Origin of the sequence: Gudongella ferriphila, assembly GCF_046224405.1 — a bacterium.
Classification (GTDB): Bacteria; Bacillota; Clostridia; order Tissierellales; family Tissierellaceae; genus Gudongella.
Genome location: NZ_JBJXRK010000008.1, coordinates 31,166 through 53,689, shown reverse-complemented (window position 1 = coordinate 53,689; position 22,524 = coordinate 31,166). Strand labels below are relative to the sequence as shown.

28 protein-coding genes are annotated in these 22,524 nt (G+C 43.9%); 17 read left to right on the top strand and 11 right to left on the bottom strand.

Annotated elements, in window-relative coordinates:
* Positions 1-12 precede the first annotated feature (12 nt).
* Complete coding sequence (locus tag ACKVDP_RS06835; protein WP_409228070.1) at positions 13-591, bottom strand: GerMN domain-containing protein; 579 nt, start codon at positions 589-591, stop codon at positions 13-15.
* Between the two features lie 139 nt (positions 592-730).
* On the opposite strand from ACKVDP_RS06835, the gene ACKVDP_RS06830 reads away from it, so the two are divergent.
* The 5 genes from ACKVDP_RS06830 to ACKVDP_RS06810 all read left to right on the top strand — a co-directional run bounded on the left by ACKVDP_RS06830 (position 731) and on the right by ACKVDP_RS06810 (position 4,591).
* Positions 731-1,825, top strand: coding sequence for an RtcB family protein (locus tag ACKVDP_RS06830; protein ID WP_409228069.1), 1,095 nt, complete (start codon positions 731-733; stop codon positions 1,823-1,825).
* Positions 1,826-1,835: 10 nt separating this feature from the next.
* A complete protein-coding gene (locus tag ACKVDP_RS06825; RefSeq protein ID WP_409228068.1) occupies positions 1,836-2,342 on the top strand; it encodes a dihydrofolate reductase in 507 nt (168 codons plus the stop codon).
* 1 nt (position 2,343) lies between these two features.
* Positions 2,344-2,688, top strand: a complete 345-nt coding sequence (locus tag ACKVDP_RS06820; RefSeq protein WP_409228067.1) for a tRNA-binding protein — start codon at positions 2,344-2,346, stop codon at positions 2,686-2,688.
* 99 nt (positions 2,689-2,787) lie between these two features.
* The gene (locus tag ACKVDP_RS06815; RefSeq protein ID WP_409228066.1) at positions 2,788-3,315 is read left to right on the top strand and encodes an RNA polymerase sigma factor; all 528 of its coding nucleotides are present in this window, start codon (positions 2,788-2,790) and stop codon (positions 3,313-3,315) included.
* Complete coding sequence (locus ACKVDP_RS06810; protein WP_409228065.1) at positions 3,299-4,591, top strand: DUF4179 domain-containing protein; 1,293 nt, start codon at positions 3,299-3,301, stop codon at positions 4,589-4,591. The genes ACKVDP_RS06815 and ACKVDP_RS06810 overlap by 17 nt, the downstream gene beginning before the upstream one ends.
* 25 nt (positions 4,592-4,616) lie before the next feature.
* On the opposite strand, the gene ACKVDP_RS06805 is transcribed toward ACKVDP_RS06810, so the two are convergent.
* Genes ACKVDP_RS06805 through ACKVDP_RS06785 form a run of 5 tightly spaced genes read right to left on the bottom strand, consistent with a single transcriptional unit; the run spans position 4,617 to position 7,866 of the window.
* The gene (locus tag ACKVDP_RS06805) at positions 4,617-5,228 is read right to left on the bottom strand and encodes a DJ-1/PfpI family protein (protein ID WP_409228064.1); all 612 of its coding nucleotides are present in this window, start codon (positions 5,226-5,228) and stop codon (positions 4,617-4,619) included.
* A complete protein-coding gene (locus tag ACKVDP_RS06800) occupies positions 5,182-5,778 on the bottom strand; it encodes a hypothetical protein (RefSeq protein WP_409228063.1) in 597 nt (198 codons plus the stop codon). Before ACKVDP_RS06800 ends, ACKVDP_RS06805 begins: the two co-directional genes overlap by 47 nt.
* Positions 5,779-6,657, bottom strand: a complete 879-nt coding sequence (locus tag ACKVDP_RS06795) for a hypothetical protein (protein WP_409228062.1) — start codon at positions 6,655-6,657, stop codon at positions 5,779-5,781.
* Positions 6,647-7,096 (bottom strand): YaiI/YqxD family protein, encoded by a 450-nt coding sequence (locus tag ACKVDP_RS06790; protein ID WP_409228061.1) that lies wholly within the window; start codon positions 7,094-7,096, stop codon positions 6,647-6,649. Before ACKVDP_RS06790 ends, ACKVDP_RS06795 begins: the two co-directional genes overlap by 11 nt.
* Before the next feature lie 17 nt (positions 7,097-7,113).
* Entirely contained in the window at positions 7,114-7,866 is a 753-nt protein-coding gene (locus ACKVDP_RS06785; protein WP_409228060.1) for a SagB/ThcOx family dehydrogenase, read from the bottom strand.
* A 167-nt stretch (positions 7,867-8,033) separates the two neighbouring features.
* Between ACKVDP_RS06785 and ACKVDP_RS06780 the strand changes: the two genes are divergently transcribed.
* The 5 genes from ACKVDP_RS06780 to wrbA all read left to right on the top strand — a co-directional run bounded on the left by ACKVDP_RS06780 (position 8,034) and on the right by wrbA (position 11,142).
* Complete coding sequence (locus ACKVDP_RS06780) at positions 8,034-8,735, top strand: AzlC family ABC transporter permease (RefSeq protein WP_409228059.1); 702 nt, start codon at positions 8,034-8,036, stop codon at positions 8,733-8,735.
* Positions 8,728-9,036 (top strand): AzlD domain-containing protein, encoded by a 309-nt coding sequence (locus ACKVDP_RS06775; RefSeq protein WP_409228058.1) that lies wholly within the window; start codon positions 8,728-8,730, stop codon positions 9,034-9,036. The genes ACKVDP_RS06780 and ACKVDP_RS06775 overlap by 8 nt, the downstream gene beginning before the upstream one ends.
* A gap of 169 nt (positions 9,037-9,205) precedes the next feature.
* Positions 9,206-9,925, top strand: a complete 720-nt coding sequence (prxU, locus tag ACKVDP_RS06770; RefSeq protein WP_409228057.1) for a thioredoxin-dependent peroxiredoxin — start codon at positions 9,206-9,208, stop codon at positions 9,923-9,925.
* Between the two features lie 75 nt (positions 9,926-10,000).
* Entirely contained in the window at positions 10,001-10,414 is a 414-nt protein-coding gene (locus ACKVDP_RS06765; protein ID WP_409228056.1) for a Fur family transcriptional regulator, read from the top strand.
* Between the two features lie 119 nt (positions 10,415-10,533).
* A complete protein-coding gene (gene wrbA, locus ACKVDP_RS06760; protein WP_409228055.1) occupies positions 10,534-11,142 on the top strand; it encodes an NAD(P)H:quinone oxidoreductase type IV in 609 nt (202 codons plus the stop codon).
* A 23-nt stretch (positions 11,143-11,165) separates the two neighbouring features.
* Here wrbA and ACKVDP_RS06755 read toward each other — a convergent pair whose 3' ends face one another.
* Together ACKVDP_RS06755 and ACKVDP_RS06750 are read right to left on the bottom strand one after the other, a co-directional pair.
* The gene (locus ACKVDP_RS06755) at positions 11,166-12,176 is read right to left on the bottom strand and encodes a DUF4349 domain-containing protein (protein ID WP_409228054.1); all 1,011 of its coding nucleotides are present in this window, start codon (positions 12,174-12,176) and stop codon (positions 11,166-11,168) included.
* Positions 12,177-12,248: 72 nt separating this feature from the next.
* Entirely contained in the window at positions 12,249-13,592 is a 1,344-nt protein-coding gene (locus ACKVDP_RS06750) for an SLC13 family permease (protein WP_409228053.1), read from the bottom strand.
* A 136-nt stretch (positions 13,593-13,728) separates the two neighbouring features.
* On the opposite strand from ACKVDP_RS06750, the gene ACKVDP_RS06745 reads away from it, so the two are divergent.
* Positions 13,729-14,940, top strand: coding sequence for an L-lactate MFS transporter (locus tag ACKVDP_RS06745; protein WP_409228052.1), 1,212 nt, complete (start codon positions 13,729-13,731; stop codon positions 14,938-14,940).
* Positions 14,941-14,958: 18 nt separating this feature from the next.
* Positions 14,959-16,347 (top strand): dipeptidase, encoded by a 1,389-nt coding sequence (locus tag ACKVDP_RS06740; RefSeq protein ID WP_409228051.1) that lies wholly within the window; start codon positions 14,959-14,961, stop codon positions 16,345-16,347.
* Positions 16,348-16,371: 24 nt separating this feature from the next.
* Here the strand turns inward: ACKVDP_RS06740 and ACKVDP_RS06735 are convergent, their stop codons facing one another.
* Both ACKVDP_RS06735 and ACKVDP_RS06730 read right to left on the bottom strand, forming a co-directional pair.
* The gene (locus tag ACKVDP_RS06735; protein WP_409228050.1) at positions 16,372-16,764 is read right to left on the bottom strand and encodes a hypothetical protein; all 393 of its coding nucleotides are present in this window, start codon (positions 16,762-16,764) and stop codon (positions 16,372-16,374) included.
* An 18-nt stretch (positions 16,765-16,782) separates the two neighbouring features.
* Complete coding sequence (locus ACKVDP_RS06730; RefSeq protein ID WP_409228049.1) at positions 16,783-17,172, bottom strand: cytochrome b5 domain-containing protein; 390 nt, start codon at positions 17,170-17,172, stop codon at positions 16,783-16,785.
* Between the two features lie 200 nt (positions 17,173-17,372).
* Here ACKVDP_RS06730 and ACKVDP_RS06725 point away from each other — a divergent pair, with 200 nt between their 5' ends.
* Positions 17,373-17,990 carry a GNAT family N-acetyltransferase gene (locus tag ACKVDP_RS06725; RefSeq protein ID WP_409228048.1) on the top strand — a complete coding sequence of 206 codons (618 nt, stop codon included), beginning with the start codon at positions 17,373-17,375 and terminating at the stop codon, positions 17,988-17,990.
* A 35-nt stretch (positions 17,991-18,025) separates the two neighbouring features.
* On the opposite strand, the gene ACKVDP_RS06720 is transcribed toward ACKVDP_RS06725, so the two are convergent.
* Complete coding sequence (locus tag ACKVDP_RS06720) at positions 18,026-18,229, bottom strand: glutaredoxin (RefSeq protein WP_409228047.1); 204 nt, start codon at positions 18,227-18,229, stop codon at positions 18,026-18,028.
* Between the two features lie 193 nt (positions 18,230-18,422).
* Here ACKVDP_RS06720 and ACKVDP_RS06715 point away from each other — a divergent pair, with 193 nt between their 5' ends.
* From ACKVDP_RS06715 to ACKVDP_RS06700, 4 genes are all read left to right on the top strand, one after another.
* The gene (locus ACKVDP_RS06715) at positions 18,423-19,973 is read left to right on the top strand and encodes a glutamate synthase-related protein (RefSeq protein ID WP_409228046.1); all 1,551 of its coding nucleotides are present in this window, start codon (positions 18,423-18,425) and stop codon (positions 19,971-19,973) included.
* Between the two features lie 131 nt (positions 19,974-20,104).
* The gene (locus tag ACKVDP_RS06710) at positions 20,105-21,067 is read left to right on the top strand and encodes a rhodanese-like domain-containing protein (RefSeq protein ID WP_409228045.1); all 963 of its coding nucleotides are present in this window, start codon (positions 20,105-20,107) and stop codon (positions 21,065-21,067) included.
* A gap of 39 nt (positions 21,068-21,106) precedes the next feature.
* Positions 21,107-21,376, top strand: coding sequence for a hypothetical protein (locus ACKVDP_RS06705; protein WP_409228044.1), 270 nt, complete (start codon positions 21,107-21,109; stop codon positions 21,374-21,376).
* Between the two features lie 33 nt (positions 21,377-21,409).
* Entirely contained in the window at positions 21,410-22,477 is a 1,068-nt protein-coding gene (locus tag ACKVDP_RS06700; RefSeq protein ID WP_409228043.1) for a multiheme c-type cytochrome, read from the top strand.
* The last annotated feature ends 47 nt before the right edge of the window (positions 22,478-22,524 follow it).

The window sequence follows — 22,524 nt, the reverse complement described above, 5'->3', positions numbered from 1 at the left end:
TGAATTTCTGGACTATTCTACTGTCACTTCAATGGGGTCCTCAATGCTGATATGACCCATGAGGCTTTCAGCTTCCTGGTCGTCCACCAGGAACTGTACTCTTTGGACAGAGCCCAGTTCGCCAAGGGATTGAACCGTCTGGCTGATTACATAGCTTTCCTGCATGGAGCCGCCTCCCAGCCCATCACTTGAGAAGTTTACATATGCGGTTCCATCAAGTACGCTTACACCGATCAGCTGGACTGAATCCGGGAATCCGGTACTAAGGTTCTCATCATCCTCAGGTCCTTCCATAAGGGCCCTTACAACGGCCTCCTCAAGACACACCTCATCATCGTAGGTAACTGTTCTTGTTTCCGTAAGCATCCACTCGTATTGCTCATCACCAGTTTCAACATACTCGTTGTTTGCAAAATAGAGGATCACTTCTGCAGTCTGTTCCTGAGGCTCCTCTGGCTCTTCTTCAGGCTCCTGGGCAGGCTCTTCAACAGCAGGTGGCTCAGCTGGCTCCTCCGGCTCCTGTGAACCTCCACAGGCTGCAAGAGCAACTGCCATTATCAATGCAAACATCAATATAATCAACTTTTTCATAGCTTGCTCCTTTCGTAAGGTAAATTGATAGATTTCCTTATGTTAATTCTAGCACTACCGGGAGGATGTTTCAATTTACAATTTGGTGACAATGGGTGGACTACCTTGGGTATAGATATTAAGGACAGGTGGTGATAGCATGATAATCAATGGTAAGTATGGAGAGGCTGAAATTTTTACGGAAAACCTTGAGGATGGAGCCAAGGAACAGATAGAAAGGTTTCTTGACCAGGACTATATGAAAAACAAGAAGGTTAAAATCATGCCTGACATCCATCAGGGAATGGGCTGTGTCATTGGACTCACTGCCCAGATGGGCGATATTGTGATTCCAAATATTGTTGGTGTTGACATTGGCTGTGGAATGCTTCTTGTGAAGCTGGAAGACAGGGAATTGCCACTGGAGGAACTGGACAGGTTCATCAGGAAAAAAGTCCCATCGGGAACAAAGACACACAGGGACAATGTGTTTACTGACCCTGAGATTGAAAAGCTGAAATGCCTTAAGCACCTTAAGGGAAGGGAGAGGTTTCAGAGGAGTCTGGGGACCCTGGGAGGGGGAAACCATTTCATCGAGCTGGGCAGGGATTCAAAGGAAATGCTTTATCTTACAATTCACTCGGGAAGCAGAAACCTTGGAAAGCAAATAGCTGACCATTATCAAAGGCTTGCCCAGAAATCCTGCAAGGGAGATTATCCAAAGGATCTCTGCTACCTTACCGGCAAGGAAAAGGATGACTATCTTCATGATATGAAAATTGCCCAGAATTATGCTAAAATAAACAGGGAAGGCATTGCAGAGATTATCCTTAGGGAATTTTTTGGAGAAAAGCTGGATGATTTTCAGCACTTCCACACTATTCACAACTATATCGACTTCAGGGACAACATCACAAGGAAAGGTGCCATTTCAGCCTATGAGGGAGAAGACCTGCTAATCCCCATAAATATGAGGGAAGGTTCCCTGCTAGTAAGGGGCAAGGGAAATGCAGATTGGAACTTTTCAGCTCCCCATGGGGCAGGCAGGCTAAGGAGCAGAAGGGATGCAAAGAAGAAGGCATCACTGGAGGAATTCAGAAGCTTGATGGAAGGAATCTACTCGACCTCTGTCCATGAGGGCACCTTGGACGAAAGCCCATTTGCATACAAGCCACTGGAGGAAATACTTCAGCGACTGGATGAAACTGTGGAGGTTGTGGAGAGGATAATACCAATATATAATTTCAAGGCATAGGGGGAAAATGATGAATTTGATATTTGCTGTAGACGGAAACTGGAAAATTGGCTTTAACGGCCAGATGCTGGTTGAGATAGAGGAGGACCTGCACAGGTTCAGAAGGATTACGGAGGGGCATATTGTGATAATGGGGAGGAAGACCCTCCAGGCCCTTCCAGACCAGAAGCCCCTACCTAACAGGATCAACATCCTTGTAACCAGAAACAAGGATTACAAGCCGGAGGGTTTTCTTGTAGTCAACTCACTGGAGGATCTTTTTCCTCTTTTAAAGGAAGTGAACCCTGACAAGAAGATGGAGGTGTTTGTAACAGGCGGAGGAACAATTGCAAGACAGCTGCTTCTTTTCTGCAACAAGGCTTATATAACCAAGATATTCAAGGATTTCAGGGCTACCGACACCTTCATTCCAAACCTTGACCTGGATAATGATTGGGAGGCCGTATGGGAATCGGAGGTTCATAGGCAGGATGACATATACTACAGATACATTAACTATGAAAGGGTAAGGTGGTAGGATGACAGAGAAGAGTCAGGTGACCTTTGACGATTTTTTGAAGCTTGATATCCGGGTTGGGAAAATCATCGAGGCTAAGCCCTTTGAAAAGGCAAGAAAGCCTTCATATAAGCTTGTGGTGGACATGGGACCTGAGATCGGGAAAAAGAATTCCAGCGCCCAGATAACAGAGCATTACACACCACAGGAGCTTATTGGGAAGCAGGTACTTGCGGTGGTTAATTTTCCTCCCAGGAACATTGCAGGATTTCAGTCTGAAATCCTTGTAATGGGTACCTACTCTGAAGGTGGAGTTGTCCTCATAACTCCAGACAAGCCGGTACAACCGGGAGACATATTAGGCTAGGATAAATTTGCACCTGTGTACAGGTGCAAAATTTTTTTCTGAAATAAAATGAACCTTTTTGGTCTCCAAATACTCTTAGTGATGAAATGAGGTGAAATGGTGGAATTGAAATACCTTGTAAAAAAGGCGAAAAAGGGAGACAAGGAAGCCCTTCTTAAGCTTATCCTTCAGGAAAAGGACAATTATTACAGGCTTGCCTATGTTTATATGAAAAATCAGCAGGATGCAGAGGATATGGTTCAGGAGATGATCCTAAGCCTCTATGACAATATAAGGAATCTTCGGAAGGAAGAAAGTTTCTTTTCCTGGAGCAAGACAATCCTGGTTAATCTTTGCAGAAGAAGCCTGGACAGCAGAAAGAGAGCAATTCCTGTGGAAGCTGTAAAGGAGGAGTCTCTAGAATTTACAGGAGGGGAAGATCGGATGGACCTGGACCGTTACCTTGGGAAACTAAAGGAAAACCATCAGGAAATAATAAGGCTTAGGTATTACCTTGATATGGATTACAATTCCATTTCAGAGCTTCTGGAGATTCCCCCTGGAACTGTGAAATCAAGAATCAATACTGCCATGGATAAACTTAGGAGTGCAATGGGAGAGGAGAATTTGGATGAGCAGGCTAGATAGGATGCTTGAGGAAAAAAGAAATGAATATGAAGATCTTAACGCTCCTGATTCACTTGAGGAAAAGCTTAAGGCTACACTTGATGAGAAAAAAGTCCAAAGAAAATTATCAATTAGAAGGATTGCCGCAATATTTCTCATGGGAGCAATACTTACCTACAACAGCTCAACTCTTGCCTTCTATGGGAAGCAGCTGATTGGGTACGAGACCGTTATGGATGGAACTCTACTCCAGCTTAGCAGAATGGGTGAAGGACAGATCATAGACAAAAGTTATCTTTTCAGTGATGGTATCCAGGTTCAGGTGGATGGAGTTATGCTTGATGGGAATGGAATGGTCTTCTTCTACACCATTGAGGATAAGACAAAATCAGGTAATATTGACGATGTTTACGTACGGGTTTCGCCGGATATTCCATTCATGAATGTAGGTTCAAGCGGAGCAGGTGAAATCATTGAAGAAGAACATATGCAAAAGTGGGTATTTACAACTGATGAAGCACCACCATTTTTTATTAGGACGGTCGTTTTGGAGCTCACTCATGAAAAGAACGACGGAATCTGGGAACAGGGAGAGATAAAATTCAAGCTGGATAGAAACAAGGCTGTGGGTGAAACAATCAGAGTATCAATTGGCAATAAGGTGGAGCTTGCAGGAAGAACAATGACAATTGAAGATATGAGCATGTCATCCACATCAACAGTTGTGAAGGGGGAGATCCAGGACCTTATATCACTTGGTATGGATAGGCTAAATGAGGAATACATGATGCCACATAATATGGAATTGAGCCTATATGCTGATGGAATTGAAATTGATAGAAAAGGTGCAGGTATGAGCACGGACATGAAGGGGACAAGATTCGATGTAAGGTTTGATGCAGTCCCCAAGGATACCAAGGACCTGAGACTAGACCTCAATTCTGTAAGCGTCCACGAAAAGCTGGATGTGGAGATGGAAATCTGGGAGGGGAAGACCCTTGAGATAAGAGGAAATGAGATATTTATCAATTCTATTGAAAATAGAAATGGAAAGGCATACATCACAATAACAACACAAGAGGGAACCAGGATTCCAGGGGTTAAGCTCCAGGCGGACGGAGACTATTACGACCTTCTTGAAACATCCGAGTCCACCTATGAGAAGAAGGACGAGGATATTCTCAATACCAGAACCCTGGAGTTTGAAGGAACTGGAGAGGATTTAAGGCTTCAGATAAATGATATCAGGTATACTAAAACCTATAATCTGAACCTATATGAGGAATCAATAGAATAAAAATGGGACCGGCAAAAGCCGGTCCTTATATAGAAGAAAACGGGTCGTTATCAATATCCTCGTTCCATATATATTCCATGAATTTTGCAACCCTTTCTGCTTCATCCCTACCATTTATATTTTCCACAAATGCAAGAGCCATATCAATTCCCGCCGAGACTCCAGAAGAGGTCCAGTACTTTCCATGGACTGCCCACCTGGCCTTTTTTAACCAAAGTACAGCCGGGTCAACTGAAACCAACCAATCAAAGGAAAGCTTGTTTGAAGTGGCCTGCAGGCCCTTTAGGAGGCCGGTTTTGGCCAGAAGGGCCGAGCCTGTGCAGACTGTAAGGCAAAACAGGCTTTTTTCACAAAGGTCCCTGACCGCATCCACATATTTCGGATCCTTTACAAGTGGTCTAATTCCATATCCACCAGGTATGAATAGAATTCCATCAGGTGAGAAGACCTCAATGGATTCTGTTTGGACCTGGACACCGTGGCGGCTTTTTATCTTCCCGCCGTCCATTGAGAGATATCTTGGTTCATAGTATGTGGGAAGATTGCCAAAGACCTCAACAGGTCCAAAGACATCAAGGGTTTCAAAATCATCAAACAGAAGTATGTTCAGGATCATAATCATTCTCCTCCATTTCATCAGTACCGCCCCAATCCTCCTTGCCAAGGGAGCTGATTGCAGCTAGAAGGTATATTCTTGTGACAAGCGCAAATATGCCAGCAAAAAAACCCAAGGTATCCAGGTTAAGAAACAAGGTGATGGAAACCAGAATAATGCTTATCCCGCTTAGTATTATATAGGTTCTATCCTTTCCAACATATACACCACTTGCAGAATAATTTTCCATACTCTCCAGGCTTTGTACCGAGCCTTCAAATATCCTGTGAAGCAGGATCAATTCAATCAGCATAACCATCAAGGGATAGAAAAGCAGCATATAATGTGATGAGAGATTGATTTTTCCAAAGACATTCAGCAATCCTCCCACAAGGGTTATGGCAACCAATACATAGGATATGGTCTTGGCGGTTCCATAATCCACTGAATCCGACTTAACCTCCAATATGGATATTCCAGATGCCACAACCATCCAGCCAATAAATGCAGGCAGGATCTTAACCATTCCCAGATTAATACTGAAGGTTGCTATGAATACTCCCCAGAATATTTTCTTGTATCCATCCTTCATCTAAAGCACCTCCCTGGCGTTGAGGTATCTGTATAGGTCCATGAAATTGAATCCGTGATAGATGCTGTCAATGTTGTAGAACCTCATTTTACCCATTTCCCCATCACTTTTTTCATATGTTAGCTCAGGGTGAATGTCCACCATGGTATAGACATCCCTGGGGTCGGAACCTGGATAAAGCTTAGACCTGATTTCCAGGTACTCCCTCTCCTTTATTTCCAAGCCATCTATGCCATCGATTACATGGTCATTGACCTTCAAGTCCAGTCTATGTTCAAATCTCTCAAGCATTGGATTCTTAACAGAAGCCAGGGTAACATCCTCAATTGCCCTGTATCTGGAGGAGCTTGATCCATCTGATGAGCCTGATGAGGAAACACTTTCAAAGGACCTGTCCTCAAATCCAAATACGTAGAAATGAAGCTCTCCTATGTTTACATCCATCTGGGTACCGTCATTGAAGAATACCCTCGCAGTCTTTACAACTGCTCCGTCCAGTTCATCCGCACTTGGAACCTGGCTGATCCGGCAATGGATTGTCCTTGTGCTGTACCTGCCGTGAATTTCTCCAGGTGTCTGCCCGTTGGATGATTCCCATGGGAAGTGGTTCATAAACCCCTGCTCAGTGGCAGAAAGGCTTATATAGGGATATTCGGGAAACTCTACATGGTTCACAACCCTCTTGTCATGGGCGTTTGTGATATACATCAGCCTGAACTCCTGGTAATAGTCCCCTTCCTGGTGGACCCTAAGGTCGTAGTAATGCTCCAGAAAAACCAGGTTGTCAAGCCTCAGGTGAAGCATAGCAGCAAGGGATGCAAGTGCCAGAAGGCCTGTCAGGATTATTACACCCTTAATAAGCTTCTTGTTAAGCTTCACTACCGCTCACCTCCAATAGCAGCTTTCTTAGGGACTCCTCAAATGCCCTGTCGCTTCCCTTTTTTCTCTTCTTTGCCTTAGATGTGTAGATTCCCTGGCTTCTAAGCTCCCTGTGAAGATGCCTTCCTGAGAGCATGGTGATAAGGTTGGAATCGTCTATAACAAGACCGTTCTGGTTTACGGGTATTGCCTGACGGGACAGGCACATGGCGGCAAGGCCGTTGTCCTGGGTCACCACAATGTCTCCCTTTGAAAGGTGGTTTGCAATGTAGTAATCGGCACTGTCGGCAGTTGTGTCAACCGTAATGATTTCTGCATAGTCATCATTAAGCACATGTGCATAGTTTTTTACAAGGGTGATGGGAACATTAAATTCCTTGGCCAGCCTGATGGCCACCTGTACTACAGGACAGCCATCTGCATCAACAAAAATTCTCATAGCATATCTACTCCAATCTATTTTCCAACAGGTGCCATATAAACCACAAATTCCTCTTTTCCGTCAACGCCCACAAGCTTATCGGCAAGCTCCTGACTGTAATTTCCAATTGCACAGGTTCCATAGCCCAGAGCCTCTGAAGCTAGATAAAGATTCTGGCAGATATGCCCGGCATCAAGAAGAATCGACTTGTGCGCCGCCAGGGTATATCTCCATTCCATCCTGTAGGGAATTGCAGCCCATATGAAAGCAACTGAACCAGCTCCCACAAAAACCTGTCCCTTTGATGCCAGGTTGACCTTTTCCCTTAGATCCTCAACCTTCCTCTCAAGAACCAGCCTGTGGTCAAGTGGAAGATACCTGTAGATTCCCTGCTCCAACCCTTCAACATTGAAGACTGCCAGGTAGGTTTCAAAGGCATGTCTGTTGCCAGCGGAAGGAACAGTTCTAAAAATGGTAGTTCCCGAATTCTTCCTCACTCCCTGTGTCGCCCACAGAAGGTAGGATAGTTCCTTGAGGGTCATCATGCTTTCTGGATCAAACTTTCTTCTGGTTCTTCTGTCTCCGATGGCCTCTGTAAGCTTCATGCCTGACATCTCCTTTAGTTCCTCCGCTGGAACCAGGTCCAACAGCTGCTGCCCATCGCTATGAGGCTTTTGAATCTCAGGCATTGGAACGCCCTTGTTCTGGTCGTTGTCTGATATGTCAATCTGGTCTCTTATGGTAGTCTTTAGAAAATATCTATTTTTTCCCAGTCGTTCTCTATCCATATCTATCCCTCCATTTTAGAATATACTAAAAGTATAACATACCGGATGGGGAAAATGAGTTACAAACCCTTTTCAATTGCTTAAATTTGCCAATAAAGACAAAATTATGTTAGAAACCCGAAATATTGGTTATAATTAATCTAATGTAAATGAAAAGAGGTTTTAGCATGAGTCATGACAGAAAAGAATTGATAAGAGATGGAATGGTTGCCGGATCGCCACTGATACTTGGCTACTTTCCCATAGCAATGGCCTATGGATTGCTTGCCAAGAATACAGGCCTGACAATAGTGGATACCTCAGCGACCTCAATGCTGGTCTATGCAGGTGCAAGTCAGTTTATGTTTCTGGATCTCGTAAGGGCAGGCGTAAGTGCAGGAAGCATAATCCTTGCAACATTTCTGCTTAATCTTCGTCATATGATGATGAGCGCATCCCTGTCTGTAAACCTAAAAAAGGATACAGCAGGATTTCTTCCCGTTATCGGGTTTGGAATAACCGATGAGACCTTCTCTGTACTTTCCTTCAACAAGGACAAGCTATCCCTACCCTTTATCCTAACAGTGAATCTGATTGCATATGGAGCATGGGCCAGTGGAACAGCTGTTGGATACCTGGTGGGAGAAGTCATACCCCAGGCTCTCCAGGAAAGCTTGGGCTTGGGTCTTTATGCAATGTTTGCAGCCCTTTTATTTCCTTCCTTCAAGGTAAACAAGGACTATCTCAAGCCTGCACTCTTGGGAGCGGTTACTTATATTGCAATTTTCAGGACTGGTATGCTCTCATCGGGTTGGGATATAATTGCCGGGATCATAATAGCCTCCGCCCTGGGTGTGGTGGTTATGGGGAAGGAGGATAATGATGAATAGTTACTTACCTGTTATATTTGGAATGGCACTTGTGACATATCTCCCAAGGCTTCTGCCCCTGATGCTCCTGCAGAAGCTTAAGCTTAGACCCTCCATGATGAGATTTCTCCAGCTTGTGCCCTATACATCCCTGAGCATACTGATTGTCAGAGGCATACTCACCTCGGATCCGGATATGGTTCCTGCAGCAATCGCTGGAATAGGAGTTGCTGGTGCTCTTGCTTACTGGAAGGGAAATCTTGTTCTTTCTGTACTTTCTGGAATTGCAGTTTCATTTTTAGTCATAACATATATAGGATGATAGGGAACCTCCCATATGGGAGGTTTTATAATTATAAACATAATCCCATAAAAATAGTTTCCATGAATTTGCAAATGGGTATTTACAGTATTGACAGCTATATGTTATCATAACAACATAAATGTAATGATTACAATAATATTATAATTACAATTAAGGAGGTGTCCATTTGACAGAACAACCTAATTCCGGCTGTGCAAGACCGGAGATCAAGAAGAACAAGCCAGTTGAGGAAGGGACAGTAAGTATCACTGAAGTTAAAAAGGAGGAACAGTCTATGGTTAAAGTAGGAAAACCAGCACCACTTTTTGAGGCACCAGCATTTTATAAGGGAGAATTTACAAATGTTAAGTTGGAGGACTATAAGGGCAAATGGGTAGTGCTTTGCTTCTATCCAGGAGACTTCACCTTTGTCTGAGCTACTGAGGTTTCAGCAGTTGCTGAAAAATTTGACGAGTTCCAGAAGCTTGGGGTAGAGGTTATATCAATGAGCGTTGATAGCCAGTTTGTTCACAAGGTATGGAATGACAATGAGCTTTCAAAGATGATCGGAAAGGATATTCCATTCCCAATGGCATCGGATTCTGATGGATACGTTGGCAAGATGTATGGAATCTATGACGAGGGCAGTGGAGTGGAGACAAGAGGAAGGTTCCTGATAGATCCAGATGGAATAATCCAAGGTTTCGAGGTACTTACACCTCCAGTAGGAAGAAATGTAATGGAGACAATCAGACAAATCAAGGCATTCCAGCTTGTTAGGGAGACCAAGGGTGCTGAAGTCGCTCCTTCAGGATGGAGACCTGGAAAGAAAACCCTTAAGCCGGGACCTGACCTTGTAGGTAATGTATGGAAAGAGTGGAAGGTTAGCGAGGCTTTTGAAGACTAAATGAAATGTGTTGATTTATACCATTAAATGAGGTATTATGTAAATGGTATAAATATTAATTGGAGTTGTTGATTCATGAAAAAATTCGATACGGAACTTAAAACTTTAAAGTCAAAGGGAATTAGGCCGTCCTATATAAGGGTGAGAATTTTGAATTACCTTCTTGAGGAAAGAATCCATCCTACGGTGGACGAAATATATGAGAAACTAGGTAAAGAGATTTTGACCCTATCTAAGACAACAGTCTACAATACCTTGAAGCTTCTTGTGGAAAAGGGACTGGCCAAGGCCATCAATATCGAGGGAAATGAGCTGAGATATGAAGCGGAACGTGGTTTTCACGGGCACTTCAAGTGTCAGGAGTGTGATTCCATATACGATATAGCCGTATCGGAGATTACCTTTATGGATAATGTAGAGGGTTATCTGATCAATGACGAACAGGTTCTTATCACCGGCCTGTGCCCTAAATGCAATATGAGCAAATAATTGTAATGATTATAAAAAAGATACCCCAAAAGGGTATCTTTTTGTTTTAATGAAAAACCTACCGGGTATAAGGTCTTCACGAGCGTTAATTATGAAGTTAATATATAGGAGGTTATTTAATGGACAAGGTAAAACTATCTATAGTGTATTACAGTGCAAATGGTGCCAACTACAAAATGGCCAAGTGGGCTGAAGAGGCTGCCAAGGAGGCTGGTGCGGAGGTTAGGCTATTGAAGGTTCAGGAGCTCATTCCCCAGGAGATAATTGACGGAAATCCGAGAATGAAGGAAATAGCTGAGCTGACCAAGGACGTCAGGATAGCTTCATCTGAGGATCTTGACTGGGCAGATGCAATTATCTTCAGCGCAGGAGCAAGATTTGGAAATGCACCTTCACAGATGAAAAACTTCTTTGACATGCAGGGAGGTCTTTGGGCTGAAGGTAAGCTTGCAAACAAGGTTGTATCTGCAATGTCCTCAGCACAGAACCCAAATGGTGGACAGGAGGGTGCTGTAAAGGCAATGTATTCAACCTTCATGCACTGGGGAGCGATCATAGCAGCTCCAGGTTACACTGATGGATCTCTGTTTGCCGCTGGTGGAAACCCATACGGAACAACTGCAACGGTTTCCCAGGAGGGTGACATCATAGATGATGTTGAGGAAGCGGTCAAGCACCAGGCAAGAAGGACTGTCCAGGTGGCAGAATGGATCAAGAAGGGAAAATAAATTGAAAAAGATGATTCCAGGCCTTAGGCCTGGGAATCATCTTTTTTTTCGTCCTTGCTGTCTTCTTTTTCAACAAATCTGTCATCTTTATTCTTCTTCTGTTTCTTTTCCTTTGGAGGCTTTTTAGGTCCACTGACTATTCTTTTGATTATTTTGTAAAGGATTATGGCAACAATCAAAAGAACAAGAAGTCCTGGAAGGTTGTAGACCATAAATACTGCAAAGTTTTCAGCGGATATTCTAAACTGGTATAGTGAATTTTCAAATGCATTCTGTATTCTTGTGAGGAAAGGTGTTTCCTTGGTTTCTGTGGTACTAACCTTCCCAACCTCAATAAGTGATATATGGAAGGTTGAATAGTCAATCCTGTCATCAAGGTTGACAAGTGTGGCCTTGAGGTTTTCCTTTTCATAGATGACCTCGCTCAACTGGTCCTCAAGCTTTATGATGTCCTCAATTTCCTCAGCCCTCTCAAGTAATGAAAGAAGCCTTTCCTCCTTTATCTCCAGGACATTAAGTCTTGACTCTGTATCGGTATAGTATCTGGTCACATCCTCCTTGGAGGTGCTTTCGTTTGTAAGGTTACCAACCTGAGGGACCAATCCCTTAAACTGGTTTACCTTGTCTCTGGGGATTCGTATTGCAAAGTCTCCACGCTGATACATCTGGGAGTTGTAGTAGCTTGAGTAGTACACATTTGAGCTTGAAAGATAACCTCCAGCTTCATCTATAAGTAAGTACAACTTTTCCAGTGATTGATCGAATTCAGTTGTCTCAAAGGTCATGCTAATTGTGGTTATGATCTTGTCCGGCTCGATGGATTCCGAATAGCTGGGAGTTCCAAGTCCATTGTCACGCTGGGGCTCTCCGGCCTCTTCATATGCAGGAGCCTCTGCAGGTGTTTCTGTAGGATAGGGGGCAGCTCCGTCCATGGAGGACTCCTCCTTTGCTATCATGGAGCCGCAGCCTCCAAAGAGGGGCACCATCATTAGGATTCCAAGAAGCAGAGCTGTGAATTTTAAGCCTTTCTTCATTTATCTCATCTCCTTTTGAGTAATTATACCCCAGAAAAATGTTCAAAGTAATACAATCCGTTTACAATCAGGTTAAGAAAGACCTACAAAATGCCACCAAGGTATATAAATGGCAAAAAGTGATAAAAGTATCACCGCTGTAAGTACAATGCCGGTCTTTATGACCCGCTTCTGGGAGAAGAAGCCGTAGCCTTCTCCAACTACCAGGTGGACGCTGTGAAATGGTAGAATGAAATGAAGTGCAAGTGTTACAAATACAATCAGGGCCACCAGGATGGGAGACATTATACCTTCTGTAAGCAAGGCCATGCCTGGCAGAACAACAGACATTGTGGTAACGATGCTTCCAAGGATCATGTGTATGGCCATTGAGGAGAGTATTACCGCAAGGACCATCAGGAGGGAATATTCCTGTGGAAATATTGGCTTCATCTGTCCGAAAAGGATCTGGGCAGTGCCGCTTCCAGACATGACAGGGCCTATGGAAAAGGTTGCAGTAAGGAATACCAAAAGGGACCACTGTATGCTCCCAAGGTCCTTGAAGGACAGGATCCTGCCTATGTACATAAGGATTATTCCTATCAGGATCACCACCGTACCAGGAACTGGATGCAGCTGTTCAAAAGCCCAGAAAACAAGTGGCAGAAGGACAAGCAGAAGCTTTTTCTTGTCGTCCCCGTCAAGCTGAATTGATGGGATTCTTCCCTTTGATTTTTTATATTTTGCCAAATCATATCTGTTCATAGCAAGGAAAATTGACATCAGAAATATCAGGTGTATAAGTCCAGGAAGCAGAAAATACCTTGTCCACTGGGCTTGGCTAATATCGATTCCTGACATGGCAATAAGGGCTGGGTTCATGATTATATCACCCTTGAGGGAGAAGGTGTTTGTGATTATTGCAATGAGAAAAACCCCAAGAAGTATCGGCTCCTTGGCATCCTCATCTATCCCTTCTCCGTTTAGGTACTCCCTGAAGATGGTACCCAGGAGAATAAGCCTTATGAAGGGCTGGGGAATGACAAAGATCATAATGAGGGACATGAGCCATATGGATAGGAAAAGCCTAGGTATTGAGGTTGCAAGGTAACCTATGTAGGGCTTTAAGAGCCTGTCAATCATTCTGCTCTTAACAATACCTTCGGAAAACAGAAAAGACAGCACAATAAGCAGAAAGTTGTCCGAAAGTGGGAATGTAAATACCTTATCCACGGGCGTATTGCCAAACAATAGAAAAACAAGTATCAGAAACAGTGAAGAATAGGTTCGGCTGACTGTCTTGTTCACCCATAGGGTAAGTGTCAAGATAAGGGCTGCAAGAATTATTGACTGATCAAGTGACAGACCAAGGGGCTTGGTCAATAGGATAATCATTGGAATTACAAGACTCAATAGCAAGCTTTTGGTTGATGCCATCATTTTATCACCATCATTTCATTTGTATGTACTGAATATATTTAATAATAGCACAATATATGTAAAATTTGTCCATATTCAAAAAAAACCTTTGAATCATGTTATAATATTTACAGCAAATATAAAGGAGACAGGTATGATAAATAATATTACTGGCAAAACAAACAGGGGTAGGCAGGTTGTAATAGCTGCTGCCCTGATAAACTTCATGACAGGTATGATGTATGCCTGGAGTATAATCAGCAAGGCCCTGGTTGAGAATCACGGCTGGAGCAGCAAGGAAGCCTCGCTTCCATACACAATATTCACAATCGCATTCCCCTTGGCCATGGTTGTTTTTGGAAAATTTCAGGATGAGAAGGGGCCCAGGATATCCGGTCTACTGGGCAGTGTACTTGTTGGCTTGGGATTTATTCTTTCGGGAATATTTTTGGACCCAGTATTGATGCTACTTACCATAGGGGTTATGGCTGGAGCAGGAGTTGGAATCATTACCATATCAACCGCCCCCCCAGCCATAAAATGGTTTCATCCCAGCATGAAGGGAAAGATAACCGGAATTGTAGTTGCAGGTGTTGGATTATCAGCACTGCTGTACTCTCCCCTGGGAACCTTCCTGGTGGGAACCGTGGGAGTTGCCAGGACGCTTCTATATATTGGGGTTTTGGTGCTGTCAACAACCCTGATCCTTTCATTGAAGCTTGAAAATCCTCCTGAAGGCTATGACTTTGAAGGATTCAAGGCAAGGGCGGACTACATTCACTCAAGGGATATACAATGGAGAGAAATGCTTAGAACAAGTGAGTTCTACAGGCTTTGGCTAATGTTTGGGCTCTCGTCATCAGCTGGACTTATGGTAATATCTCACATATCCAGCATAGCAAACATTCAGATTGGTTGGCAGGCTGGATTTATCCTAGTGATGGTTATTTCAATATTCAACAGTTCTGGAAGAATACTTGGCGGAAGTGTCTCAGATAGAATAGGAAGGATCAACACAATGAGGGTATTGTTTCTATTTCAGGCTGCAAATATGCTCCTGTTCAGAAATGCCGTTTCAGTACCTGTCATGGTTCTTGCAGCGGCCCTTGCCGGTCTTTGCTATGGAGCGGGATTCTCGGTGTTTCCTGCAGCTGTTGGAGACTATTATGGAACAAAGTACTTTGGATTCAACTATGGTCTCCTCTTCTCAGGCTGGGGACTTGGAGGAATAATCGGGCCAATGACCGGTGCAGCAATCTATGACTCCACAGGTGCCTATGGGCCTGCGTTTCTTGTGAGCTTTGGTCTTTTGCTTGTTTCCTTCCTGATAACTCTTACCTTCAGTAAGAAGAAGGCTTTGGAATAGCAGAGAGGAGAATACCTTATGAAGAAAATCATGGTACTTCTTGTGGCAGTGATAATTGCAGGAGGTTATTCTACTGCCCAGGGAGTTTTTAATCACATAAGTAATCCCCTTAAGCTTCATATTGACTCAGTGGTTGTGGACGGACACAATGACACAATGCTTAGGATAATTGATGAAAGCAGCTGGCTGCCTCATAAGGACATCAGAAAAAGAACTGACCTCCATGCAGATTTATGGAAGCTGCGGGCGGGAAACATAAGCGTACCCTTTTTTGCAGCTTACTCATCTCCATTTTATGGGCAGCCTGAAAGGAGCCTAAGCAGAACCCTGGCGCTTTTCAATGCATTGTACTGGACTGAAAGGAACAACTCTGACATTCTTGAAATTGCCTCCAGCTACGATGAAATTGAGAAGGTTCTTTTGAAAAGAAAGATTGCAGCAATCCCCTCCATTGAAGGTGCATATTCAATAACGAAAATGAACTGGGAAGACCTGCTGCTTCAATACAGGGATCTTGGGGTGAAATCAATTGGGTTCACCTGGAACTACTCAAATGATCTGGCAGAAGGGCTATACAGTGCCTACGGAGATTACAACGGGACACCAAGTGAAAGCGGTCTAACGGCTCTTGGCATCCTAGCTCTTGAAAGGATGAACAGTCTGGGAATAATTGCAGATGTTAGTCATCTGTCCCAGGAAAGTTTTTGGGATGTTATAGGTAACACCAGAGGTCCTGTAATAGCCTCCCACTCGGGTGCATATGGAGTTGTACCTCACCCAAGAAATCTAAAGGACGATCAGATTGAAGCAATTGGAGAGAATGGTGGAGTAATTGGGGTTGTATACCATGATGAATTTGTGGGTAAGCGAGGCAACACCTATGTGAAGGATATCGTGGACCATATGGATCATATAATCGACCTTGTGGGAGTAGACCATGTAGGGCTTGGCTCTGACTTTGACGGGGCATATCTACCTGTGGATATGGAGGATGCTTCAAAGGTGTACAGAATAACTGAGGAGCTGGCTAGAAGAGGCTATACTGACCAGGAGGTAAAGAAAATCCTTGGCCTTAACATCCTAAGAGTCATAAAGCATAACGACCGGATTGCTGAAGGAAGGTCCATGCTTGAAGGGGTTGAAATATCACCTGACTTCAGTATGGGAGAGATTTTTGGGAATAACAGACCTGTATTTTCTGCGGATATTGTTGGAAACCATAAAGACGTTGAGATTTATGGTGTAATCGATGGACTGAGACACCCCGTAGAGATGGACAAGGGTAAACTGATCTTGATTCCTGCAGCTGAGCTTAAGGAGAAGTTTCATGTTGTTACCTTTGCGGCAGTCCACCCATCAAGGGGAGAGCTTAGGGAGACAAGGATTGTATATATTGAAGAAAACTAAAAAATCCCGGTTTCCCGGGATTTTTCAATTGAGCAAATAAAACAGTGCGCTGGGGTAAAACAGGTGAAGCAGCAACAGCAGGAATGACAAGAATGCCATCCTCTTATGCCAAACAAACAAGGATCTCTTTTTAAGCTTATAGAAGCTTCCTCCAAGCAAAGCGGTCACGAAAATGGAAGCGTAAAGAAGACTTCCCGTATGAAGCCTTATTCCTCCCATTGCCAAATAACCATGAACAAGGGCAAGAACAGCCATTGCAACACCAAATGGCTTATGCAATCTTCGTAGAAACTTCACAGTATCCCTAAAGAGTCTGTTCTGGGTTTTGAAAAACTTCCTGTTTAGAAAGTTCAGGGCAAAAGGGGATAGAATTACTCCCAGTATAACTACATTAAGCCATCCCAATACTGAATACATACAACACCCCCAAGCAGATTATTCTTCCAAAGTTCCAACTACGGGCATTCTGCTAAGAACAGAAACGCCATGAGGAGAAACATTCTTGATCTCTTCAGTCAAATCCTGTCCGGCCTGGTATCCATTGTGGCCACCTGCATCCCACATGTCGGAATCTGTCACGTCGTACACAACTCCGTCAACTGCGATATATGCATCGTTGCCATCGGTTCCGTCGTACTCTGCAAGCTCCTCCAGGGTGAAAACCCTGTCGCCTTCTTCGGCGGGTGCCTCTGATTCGTTTCCTGAGGAACAGCCTACAAGCGCCATTGCTGCAACAAGCACGAGGATCAATATGCTTAAATACTTCCTATTCATCAAAATCACTCCTTTTTTTCTTCCAAGGGTTATATAATATATTACCCACATTGGGCTTATTCCCAACAAAAATTATAGGAATTGAGGTAAAAGTTAATATTTGGCAATTAAACCTTAAATATATCAGTATTTCATCAAATATCTCCAATTAGCTTCAGTTATTGGAGTTTTTGGTGTAAAATAAAAGAGTTAAAGGCGTTTAGGCATCAAAAAATAGATGGTGAGTAGGTTTATTATTGGGAGGTGGCTGTATGAACTCAAATGTCAAATTTGTTAAAGAACATGATATAAATCTAGATAAGATAAACATAAGAAGAGCCCATAAAGGTGATGAAATAGGGGTCTACAAAATTGCCTGCAGTGTTACGGAAGGTGGTAGGGACTCGTATCAGGGCTTCTTGATAGATGATTTTCATTTGTATCCGGATTATTACATCGACCAGTACAAGGATAGGATAGAGAACCTTCGATATTTTTATGTTGCAGAGTTAAATGATGAAATAGTTGGGTTTTCACTTGCCTACAAAAAGGAAATGTGGCTGAAGTACAATCCAACCTGGATAGAGGACATATACTGGCACCCATCCTTTGAGATGTCACATCTTGATGATTTCATCCTTATCGACAAGACAGCCATAGAAGCCAAGCATACAGGCAAGGGTATAGGTAGTAAGATTTACAGGAGGATCATAGAGGACATGAAGGAGAATGATATTCACTACATATTCTCTGAAACCGTGGTTAATCCCCTGCCTAACTTTGCATCCCTGGCCTTCAGGCAAAAGCAGAACTACATCATGGCTGGATTTAGATATGAGGAGCACAGGGGTACAATCTATTCCGATATGATATTTTATAAAAAAGTATAGATAACTAAAATAAGGCCCGACAAATTTGTCGGGCCTTATTTTAGTTCAGAAAGGTCCATTCCAGGAACACCCTCAAGAAACTTCTCGCCGTGTCCTATCATAATTGTTGGTATTCCAACGCTACCCTTCTTTCTTATTGGATCGAAATAATCGGATTTATCCCTGAAGGCCAGGAAAATCTTTAGGCTTCTCATGCTGTCGGTTATATCGATATACTGAAACTCCACTCCATTTTCCAAGAGAAACTCTCTCAGTGGTTCACACTCCGGTCAAAGCGGGCTTCCAAAAACAGTTATCTTTTTCATAGATCTACCTCCTTAAGCTGACTAGATTATATCACATTTTAGCAACCTTTTGAAATTGACATATGTTATAAAAAGGCGTAATATTAAGACATAGACTGTATCAGGTTAAAGTAAAGGAGGAATATCAATGACTTATAGTCCCAGCTTGGGAAGCTCAGTAACAAACACCAGAATGAGAACACCAGATAATCTTTCTCCCTTTTCGGGAATGTGCTCTGTATGTACGGCAAACTGCACTGGAATGTGTGAAATTGGACTCTCTGCCTTAAGGGGAAAAGAGGCGACCTACCCATTTCAGACAGATAGGAATCAGTTTGCATCGGAGAAGGATTACCCGGTGGACTATTCTCATCTGAACATCAATGGAAGGGTCTTTGGTGCCTGGGGTTGCAAGGAGGATCCCTACGAGGCTACATACCCAAATGCGAACATGGAAACATCAGTTGGAATCGAAAATCCTGTGAAGCTTAAACTGCCCATTATCCTGCCTGCAATGGCAAAGCTTAACTGGAGGGATTATTATGCAGGTGCGGCAATGGCTGGAGTCCTTGTGGTAATTGGCGAGGATGTAATCATGAAGGATCCTGAACTGGTTTTGGAGAATGGCAAGGTGAAAAAGGCTCCGCTGATCGGTGAAATGCTTGATTCCTTCAGAAAGTATGGTAGGGGCTACGGAGACATTGTCCTTCAGGGCAACTACGATGATGAGTACAATGGCGTACTGGATTATGCAATCAAGGAGCTTGGGGCAACGTCCGTGGAGCTGAAGTTCGCTCAGGCTGCAAAGGGGATTCAGGGTCTTGGAATGGTCAACACCCTTGAAGAGGCTCTAAAGCTTAAGGAAAGGGGATACATTGTCCACCCGGATCCTGAGGATGAGGAGATTTCAGAGAAGTATAAGGTCGGAATTGGCCAGAGGTTTGAGAAGGTAGGAAAGCTACCAATATGGAATGAGGACCACCTTGTGCGTCGGGTAAGGGAGCTGAAGGAAATGGGAGCCAAGAGGGTATTCTTCAAGACCGGTCCATTTGACCCAGGAGATCTTGCAAGGATTCTCATGATCGCTTCAAAGGCTGGGGTTGACCTTGTCACCTTTGACGGTGCCGGTGGTGGTTCCGGAAACAGCCCTGTGAAGATGATGAATGAATGGGGAATACCGACAATTGTACTTGAGAGCATTCTCTATTCACTATTGAAGGAGATGGATAACAAGGGGTACAGACTTCCACAGGTTGCGATCACAGGTGGGATTGCCATGGAGGATCAGGTTTTCAAGGCGCTTGCACTGGGAGCTCCATATATTAATATTGTAGGAATCGGAAGAGCTGCAATGACTGCGGCAATGGTAGGAAAGACGGTGGGGGACCTTGTTGAGGAGGGGAATGTACCCAAGGATTTCCAAAGATTTGGACAGACCAAGGAAGAGCTGTTTGAAGGTCTTAGAGAGCTGAGACAGTATTATGATGATGCGGATACCTTCTCCACGGGAGCTATAGGACTATATTCCTATCTTGGGAGGATAAAGGCGGGAACCCAGCAGCTTATGGCCTTAAACAGAAAATTTGACTTAAAGAGCATAGCACGTGAAGATGTTGTCCCCCTGACATTTGAGGCAAAGGAAGCTACAGGCCTAAAGGATTATAACGAGCTACTTCAGGAAGGAATGGAATTGTTGTAATTATGTGATAATTACAACAGATGTTGACATATGACCACAAAATGCTATACTTTAGAGTAACGGGAGTATGTCATCAATCCTGCCAAACTAAGTTAAAAATTTAACTAACACAAATTTAAGGGGGAGTTTCTATGAGAAGCAAGACAAAGTTTTTAAGCATGCTGATGGTACTGTTGATGTCACTTTCTGTACTTACAGCATGTTCACCAGCTGCACCGGCTGAAGAGCCAGCACCTCCAGCGGAAGAACCAGCAGAAGAGCCTGCCCAGGAGCCAGCAGAGGAGCCGGCAGAGGAGCCAGCACTGGATCCAGAAGAGGTACTTAAGGAAGCAGCGCTTGATTTACTTAACAACATTCCAGACAATAACTTTATAATGGCATCAGATGAAGCTTTGGCTTTGTTTGAAGAGAATCCAGGAGCAGTCTTCTGGGTGGACCTAAGATCGGCTGATGACTATGCCGCAGGACACATTGCTGGTGCAGTCAATATTCCATATGGAGAAATGGGAAATCACTGGGAAGTTCTACCAACAAACAGACAAATAATTTTCCAATGCTATTCAGGCCAGACATCCGCTCAGGTTACATCACTGGCAAATATGCTTGGATTTAATGCAGTTTCCTTTAGAGGTGGCATGAACTTTGGATGGGCCCCACTGGAGCTCGGTGAAGACACTCTAGAAATGGAAGCCAATGAACTGCCTGAAGCAAAGGCACCAGAGCTTGATGAAAAGGAGCAGATCATATGGGATGCAGCGGTTGATTATTTCTCTGCTGACAACTATATAATTGCACCGGCAGACCTATTGGCTTTAGTTGAGGAGAATCCCGATGCAATAACTGTAGTTGATATAAGACAGGCTGACGCTTACGCTGAAGGGCACATAGAAGGTGCAATCCATATACCATTCAAAGAGGTTGGTGCAAATGTAGACCAGATACCTATGAACAGACCTGCATATGTAACCTGTTACACAGGGCAGACAGCGGGCATAACAATAGCTCCATTGAGAATGATGGGCTATAATGCAATAAGCCTTAACAGAGGGATGACAGGCTGGGACGGAGCTGAGCTTCCAAAGGTAACTGATTAAAAGAGGCAATAAAGATCTACTTAACAGGGGGTGAGATCTATGTCAAAACCCAAAATCTTCAATAGCTGGATAGGCAGCCTTGCAATCGTTGCAGTACTTGCAGTGGTTGCTATTGGAATATATCAGATGGGAATTCTACCTGGATTGCCTGAGGAGGAGTACACGCTTGTTGGCGGGGGAGAAGACAAGCCTTTTGAGTTTCCATCAGTTGACAGCGCAAGCTGTGTGGCCTGCCATACCAGCGAAGCAGTAATAGCTGCATCTACCTGGGTTGAGGAACAGCCTGTTGCGGAAGACACAGGGGGCTGAGGCGCCCCAGGACCACAGCTGGAAGCTGTGGAGATGTTTCTTGTATCACTGGAGTTTGTAGACTCCACACACGGAAGCCTTGGCTGCATAACCTGTCACGGTGGAGCAAACGAGGTTGACAAGGCAGTTGCCCATGAAGGGATGGATCCATATCCATCAAGGAACTTCGACGCAAACTGCGGAGCTTGTCACAGCAATGTAACTGATGTATATGCAACATCCATCCACTACAATCTACACGGGATGGAAAACGGTTTGGCGGCATTTGCCGATGTGATGTCCTTGTCTGAATCACCTCATCATGAGGAGGTATTTGACCAGGATTGCTACAAGTGTCATGCAACCTGTGGAGATTGTCATGTAAGCAGGGCAAAGAACTTTTCAAATGGTCTTGTTGATCAACACACATTCCTTGGGACTCCTTCAATGGAGGAGAATTGCTACGCATGCCATAATGCCAGAAACGCCGGGGAGTATATGGGGTTGATAGGCTTTGGAGGAGATGCCCATTTTGATGCAGGAATGACCTGTATGGACTGCCATCCGGTTGATAACTTCCATGGATCTGGGGAAGAGACCAAGAATATGTGGGAGGAGAACCTTCCGGCATGTACTGATTGTCACACCGATAAGGATCCAGCTGTTGCAACGGATGTAAATCACAAGGTTCATGGAGACTCTCTTTCATGTCAGGTATGCCATGCACAGGCAAACAACAACTGCTTTGAGTGTCATCTAGATCCAAATGAGGATGGAACCGCATTACAAAGCTCATCTGAAAGCAAGATTATGTTCAGGGTTGGTCTTAACCCCAATCCAACAGAGGAAAGGCCATACAAATACGTAGCCTTGAGGCATGTTCCTGGACAGGAGGCAATGCTTGATGTTGTTGGTGAGAACATGATGCCTAACTTCAATGAAATTACAAACTGGAAGTATTCGCCGACTCACAATGTACAGGCAAGTACATTCCAGAATGAAAGCTGTGAATCCTGCCATGGAAACACAAGAATCTGGTTGAGTGAAGATGACTTCAGAGAGACAGATAGCGAGGCAAACTTCAGACTCATACCACCTTTACCACCGTCATTGGATTATTAGCACATTAAAAGGGGAGCTTGCTCCCCTTTTTTAAAAATCAACATCAG

What these genes read in the sequence shown, in the direction of transcription:
- ACKVDP_RS06700 (WP_409228043.1), top strand. Translation starts at nt 21,410, where the DNA reads ATGTTTCTTGTATCACTGGAGTTTGTAGACTCCACACACGGAAGCCTT.
- wrbA (WP_409228055.1), top strand. Translation starts at nt 10,534, where the DNA reads ATGGACAAGGTAAAACTATCTATAGTGTATTACAGTGCAAATGGTGCC.
- ACKVDP_RS06830 (WP_409228069.1), top strand. Translation starts at nt 731, where the DNA reads ATGATAATCAATGGTAAGTATGGAGAGGCTGAAATTTTTACGGAAAAC.
- ACKVDP_RS06825 (WP_409228068.1), top strand. Translation starts at nt 1,836, where the DNA reads ATGAATTTGATATTTGCTGTAGACGGAAACTGGAAAATTGGCTTTAAC.
- ACKVDP_RS06800 (WP_409228063.1), bottom strand. Translation starts at nt 5,778, where the DNA reads ATGAAGGATGGATACAAGAAAATATTCTGGGGAGTATTCATAGCAACC.
- ACKVDP_RS06785 (WP_409228060.1), bottom strand. Translation starts at nt 7,866, where the DNA reads ATGGATAGAGAACGACTGGGAAAAAATAGATATTTTCTAAAGACTACC.
- ACKVDP_RS06710 (WP_409228045.1), top strand. Translation starts at nt 20,105, where the DNA reads ATGAGAAGCAAGACAAAGTTTTTAAGCATGCTGATGGTACTGTTGATG.
- ACKVDP_RS06745 (WP_409228052.1), top strand. Translation starts at nt 13,729, where the DNA reads ATGATAAATAATATTACTGGCAAAACAAACAGGGGTAGGCAGGTTGTA.
- ACKVDP_RS06715 (WP_409228046.1), top strand. Translation starts at nt 18,423, where the DNA reads ATGACTTATAGTCCCAGCTTGGGAAGCTCAGTAACAAACACCAGAATG.
- ACKVDP_RS06730 (WP_409228049.1), bottom strand. Translation starts at nt 17,172, where the DNA reads ATGTGGGTAATATATTATATAACCCTTGGAAGAAAAAAAGGAGTGATT.
- ACKVDP_RS06755 (WP_409228054.1), bottom strand. Translation starts at nt 12,176, where the DNA reads ATGAAGAAAGGCTTAAAATTCACAGCTCTGCTTCTTGGAATCCTAATG.
- ACKVDP_RS06790 (WP_409228061.1), bottom strand. Translation starts at nt 7,096, where the DNA reads ATGAGAATTTTTGTTGATGCAGATGGCTGTCCTGTAGTACAGGTGGCC.
- ACKVDP_RS06705 (WP_409228044.1), top strand. Translation starts at nt 21,107, where the DNA reads ATGTCAAAACCCAAAATCTTCAATAGCTGGATAGGCAGCCTTGCAATC.
- ACKVDP_RS06835 (WP_409228070.1), bottom strand. Translation starts at nt 591, where the DNA reads ATGAAAAAGTTGATTATATTGATGTTTGCATTGATAATGGCAGTTGCT.
- ACKVDP_RS06820 (WP_409228067.1), top strand. Translation starts at nt 2,344, where the DNA reads ATGACAGAGAAGAGTCAGGTGACCTTTGACGATTTTTTGAAGCTTGAT.
- ACKVDP_RS06765 (WP_409228056.1), top strand. Translation starts at nt 10,001, where the DNA reads ATGAAAAAATTCGATACGGAACTTAAAACTTTAAAGTCAAAGGGAATT.
- ACKVDP_RS06735 (WP_409228050.1), bottom strand. Translation starts at nt 16,764, where the DNA reads ATGTATTCAGTATTGGGATGGCTTAATGTAGTTATACTGGGAGTAATT.
- ACKVDP_RS06740 (WP_409228051.1), top strand. Translation starts at nt 14,959, where the DNA reads ATGAAGAAAATCATGGTACTTCTTGTGGCAGTGATAATTGCAGGAGGT.
- ACKVDP_RS06750 (WP_409228053.1), bottom strand. Translation starts at nt 13,592, where the DNA reads ATGGCATCAACCAAAAGCTTGCTATTGAGTCTTGTAATTCCAATGATT.
- ACKVDP_RS06780 (WP_409228059.1), top strand. Translation starts at nt 8,034, where the DNA reads ATGAGTCATGACAGAAAAGAATTGATAAGAGATGGAATGGTTGCCGGA.
- ACKVDP_RS06725 (WP_409228048.1), top strand. Translation starts at nt 17,373, where the DNA reads ATGAACTCAAATGTCAAATTTGTTAAAGAACATGATATAAATCTAGAT.
- ACKVDP_RS06775 (WP_409228058.1), top strand. Translation starts at nt 8,728, where the DNA reads ATGAATAGTTACTTACCTGTTATATTTGGAATGGCACTTGTGACATAT.
- ACKVDP_RS06805 (WP_409228064.1), bottom strand. Translation starts at nt 5,228, where the DNA reads ATGAAATGGAGGAGAATGATTATGATCCTGAACATACTTCTGTTTGAT.
- ACKVDP_RS06810 (WP_409228065.1), top strand. Translation starts at nt 3,299, where the DNA reads ATGAGCAGGCTAGATAGGATGCTTGAGGAAAAAAGAAATGAATATGAA.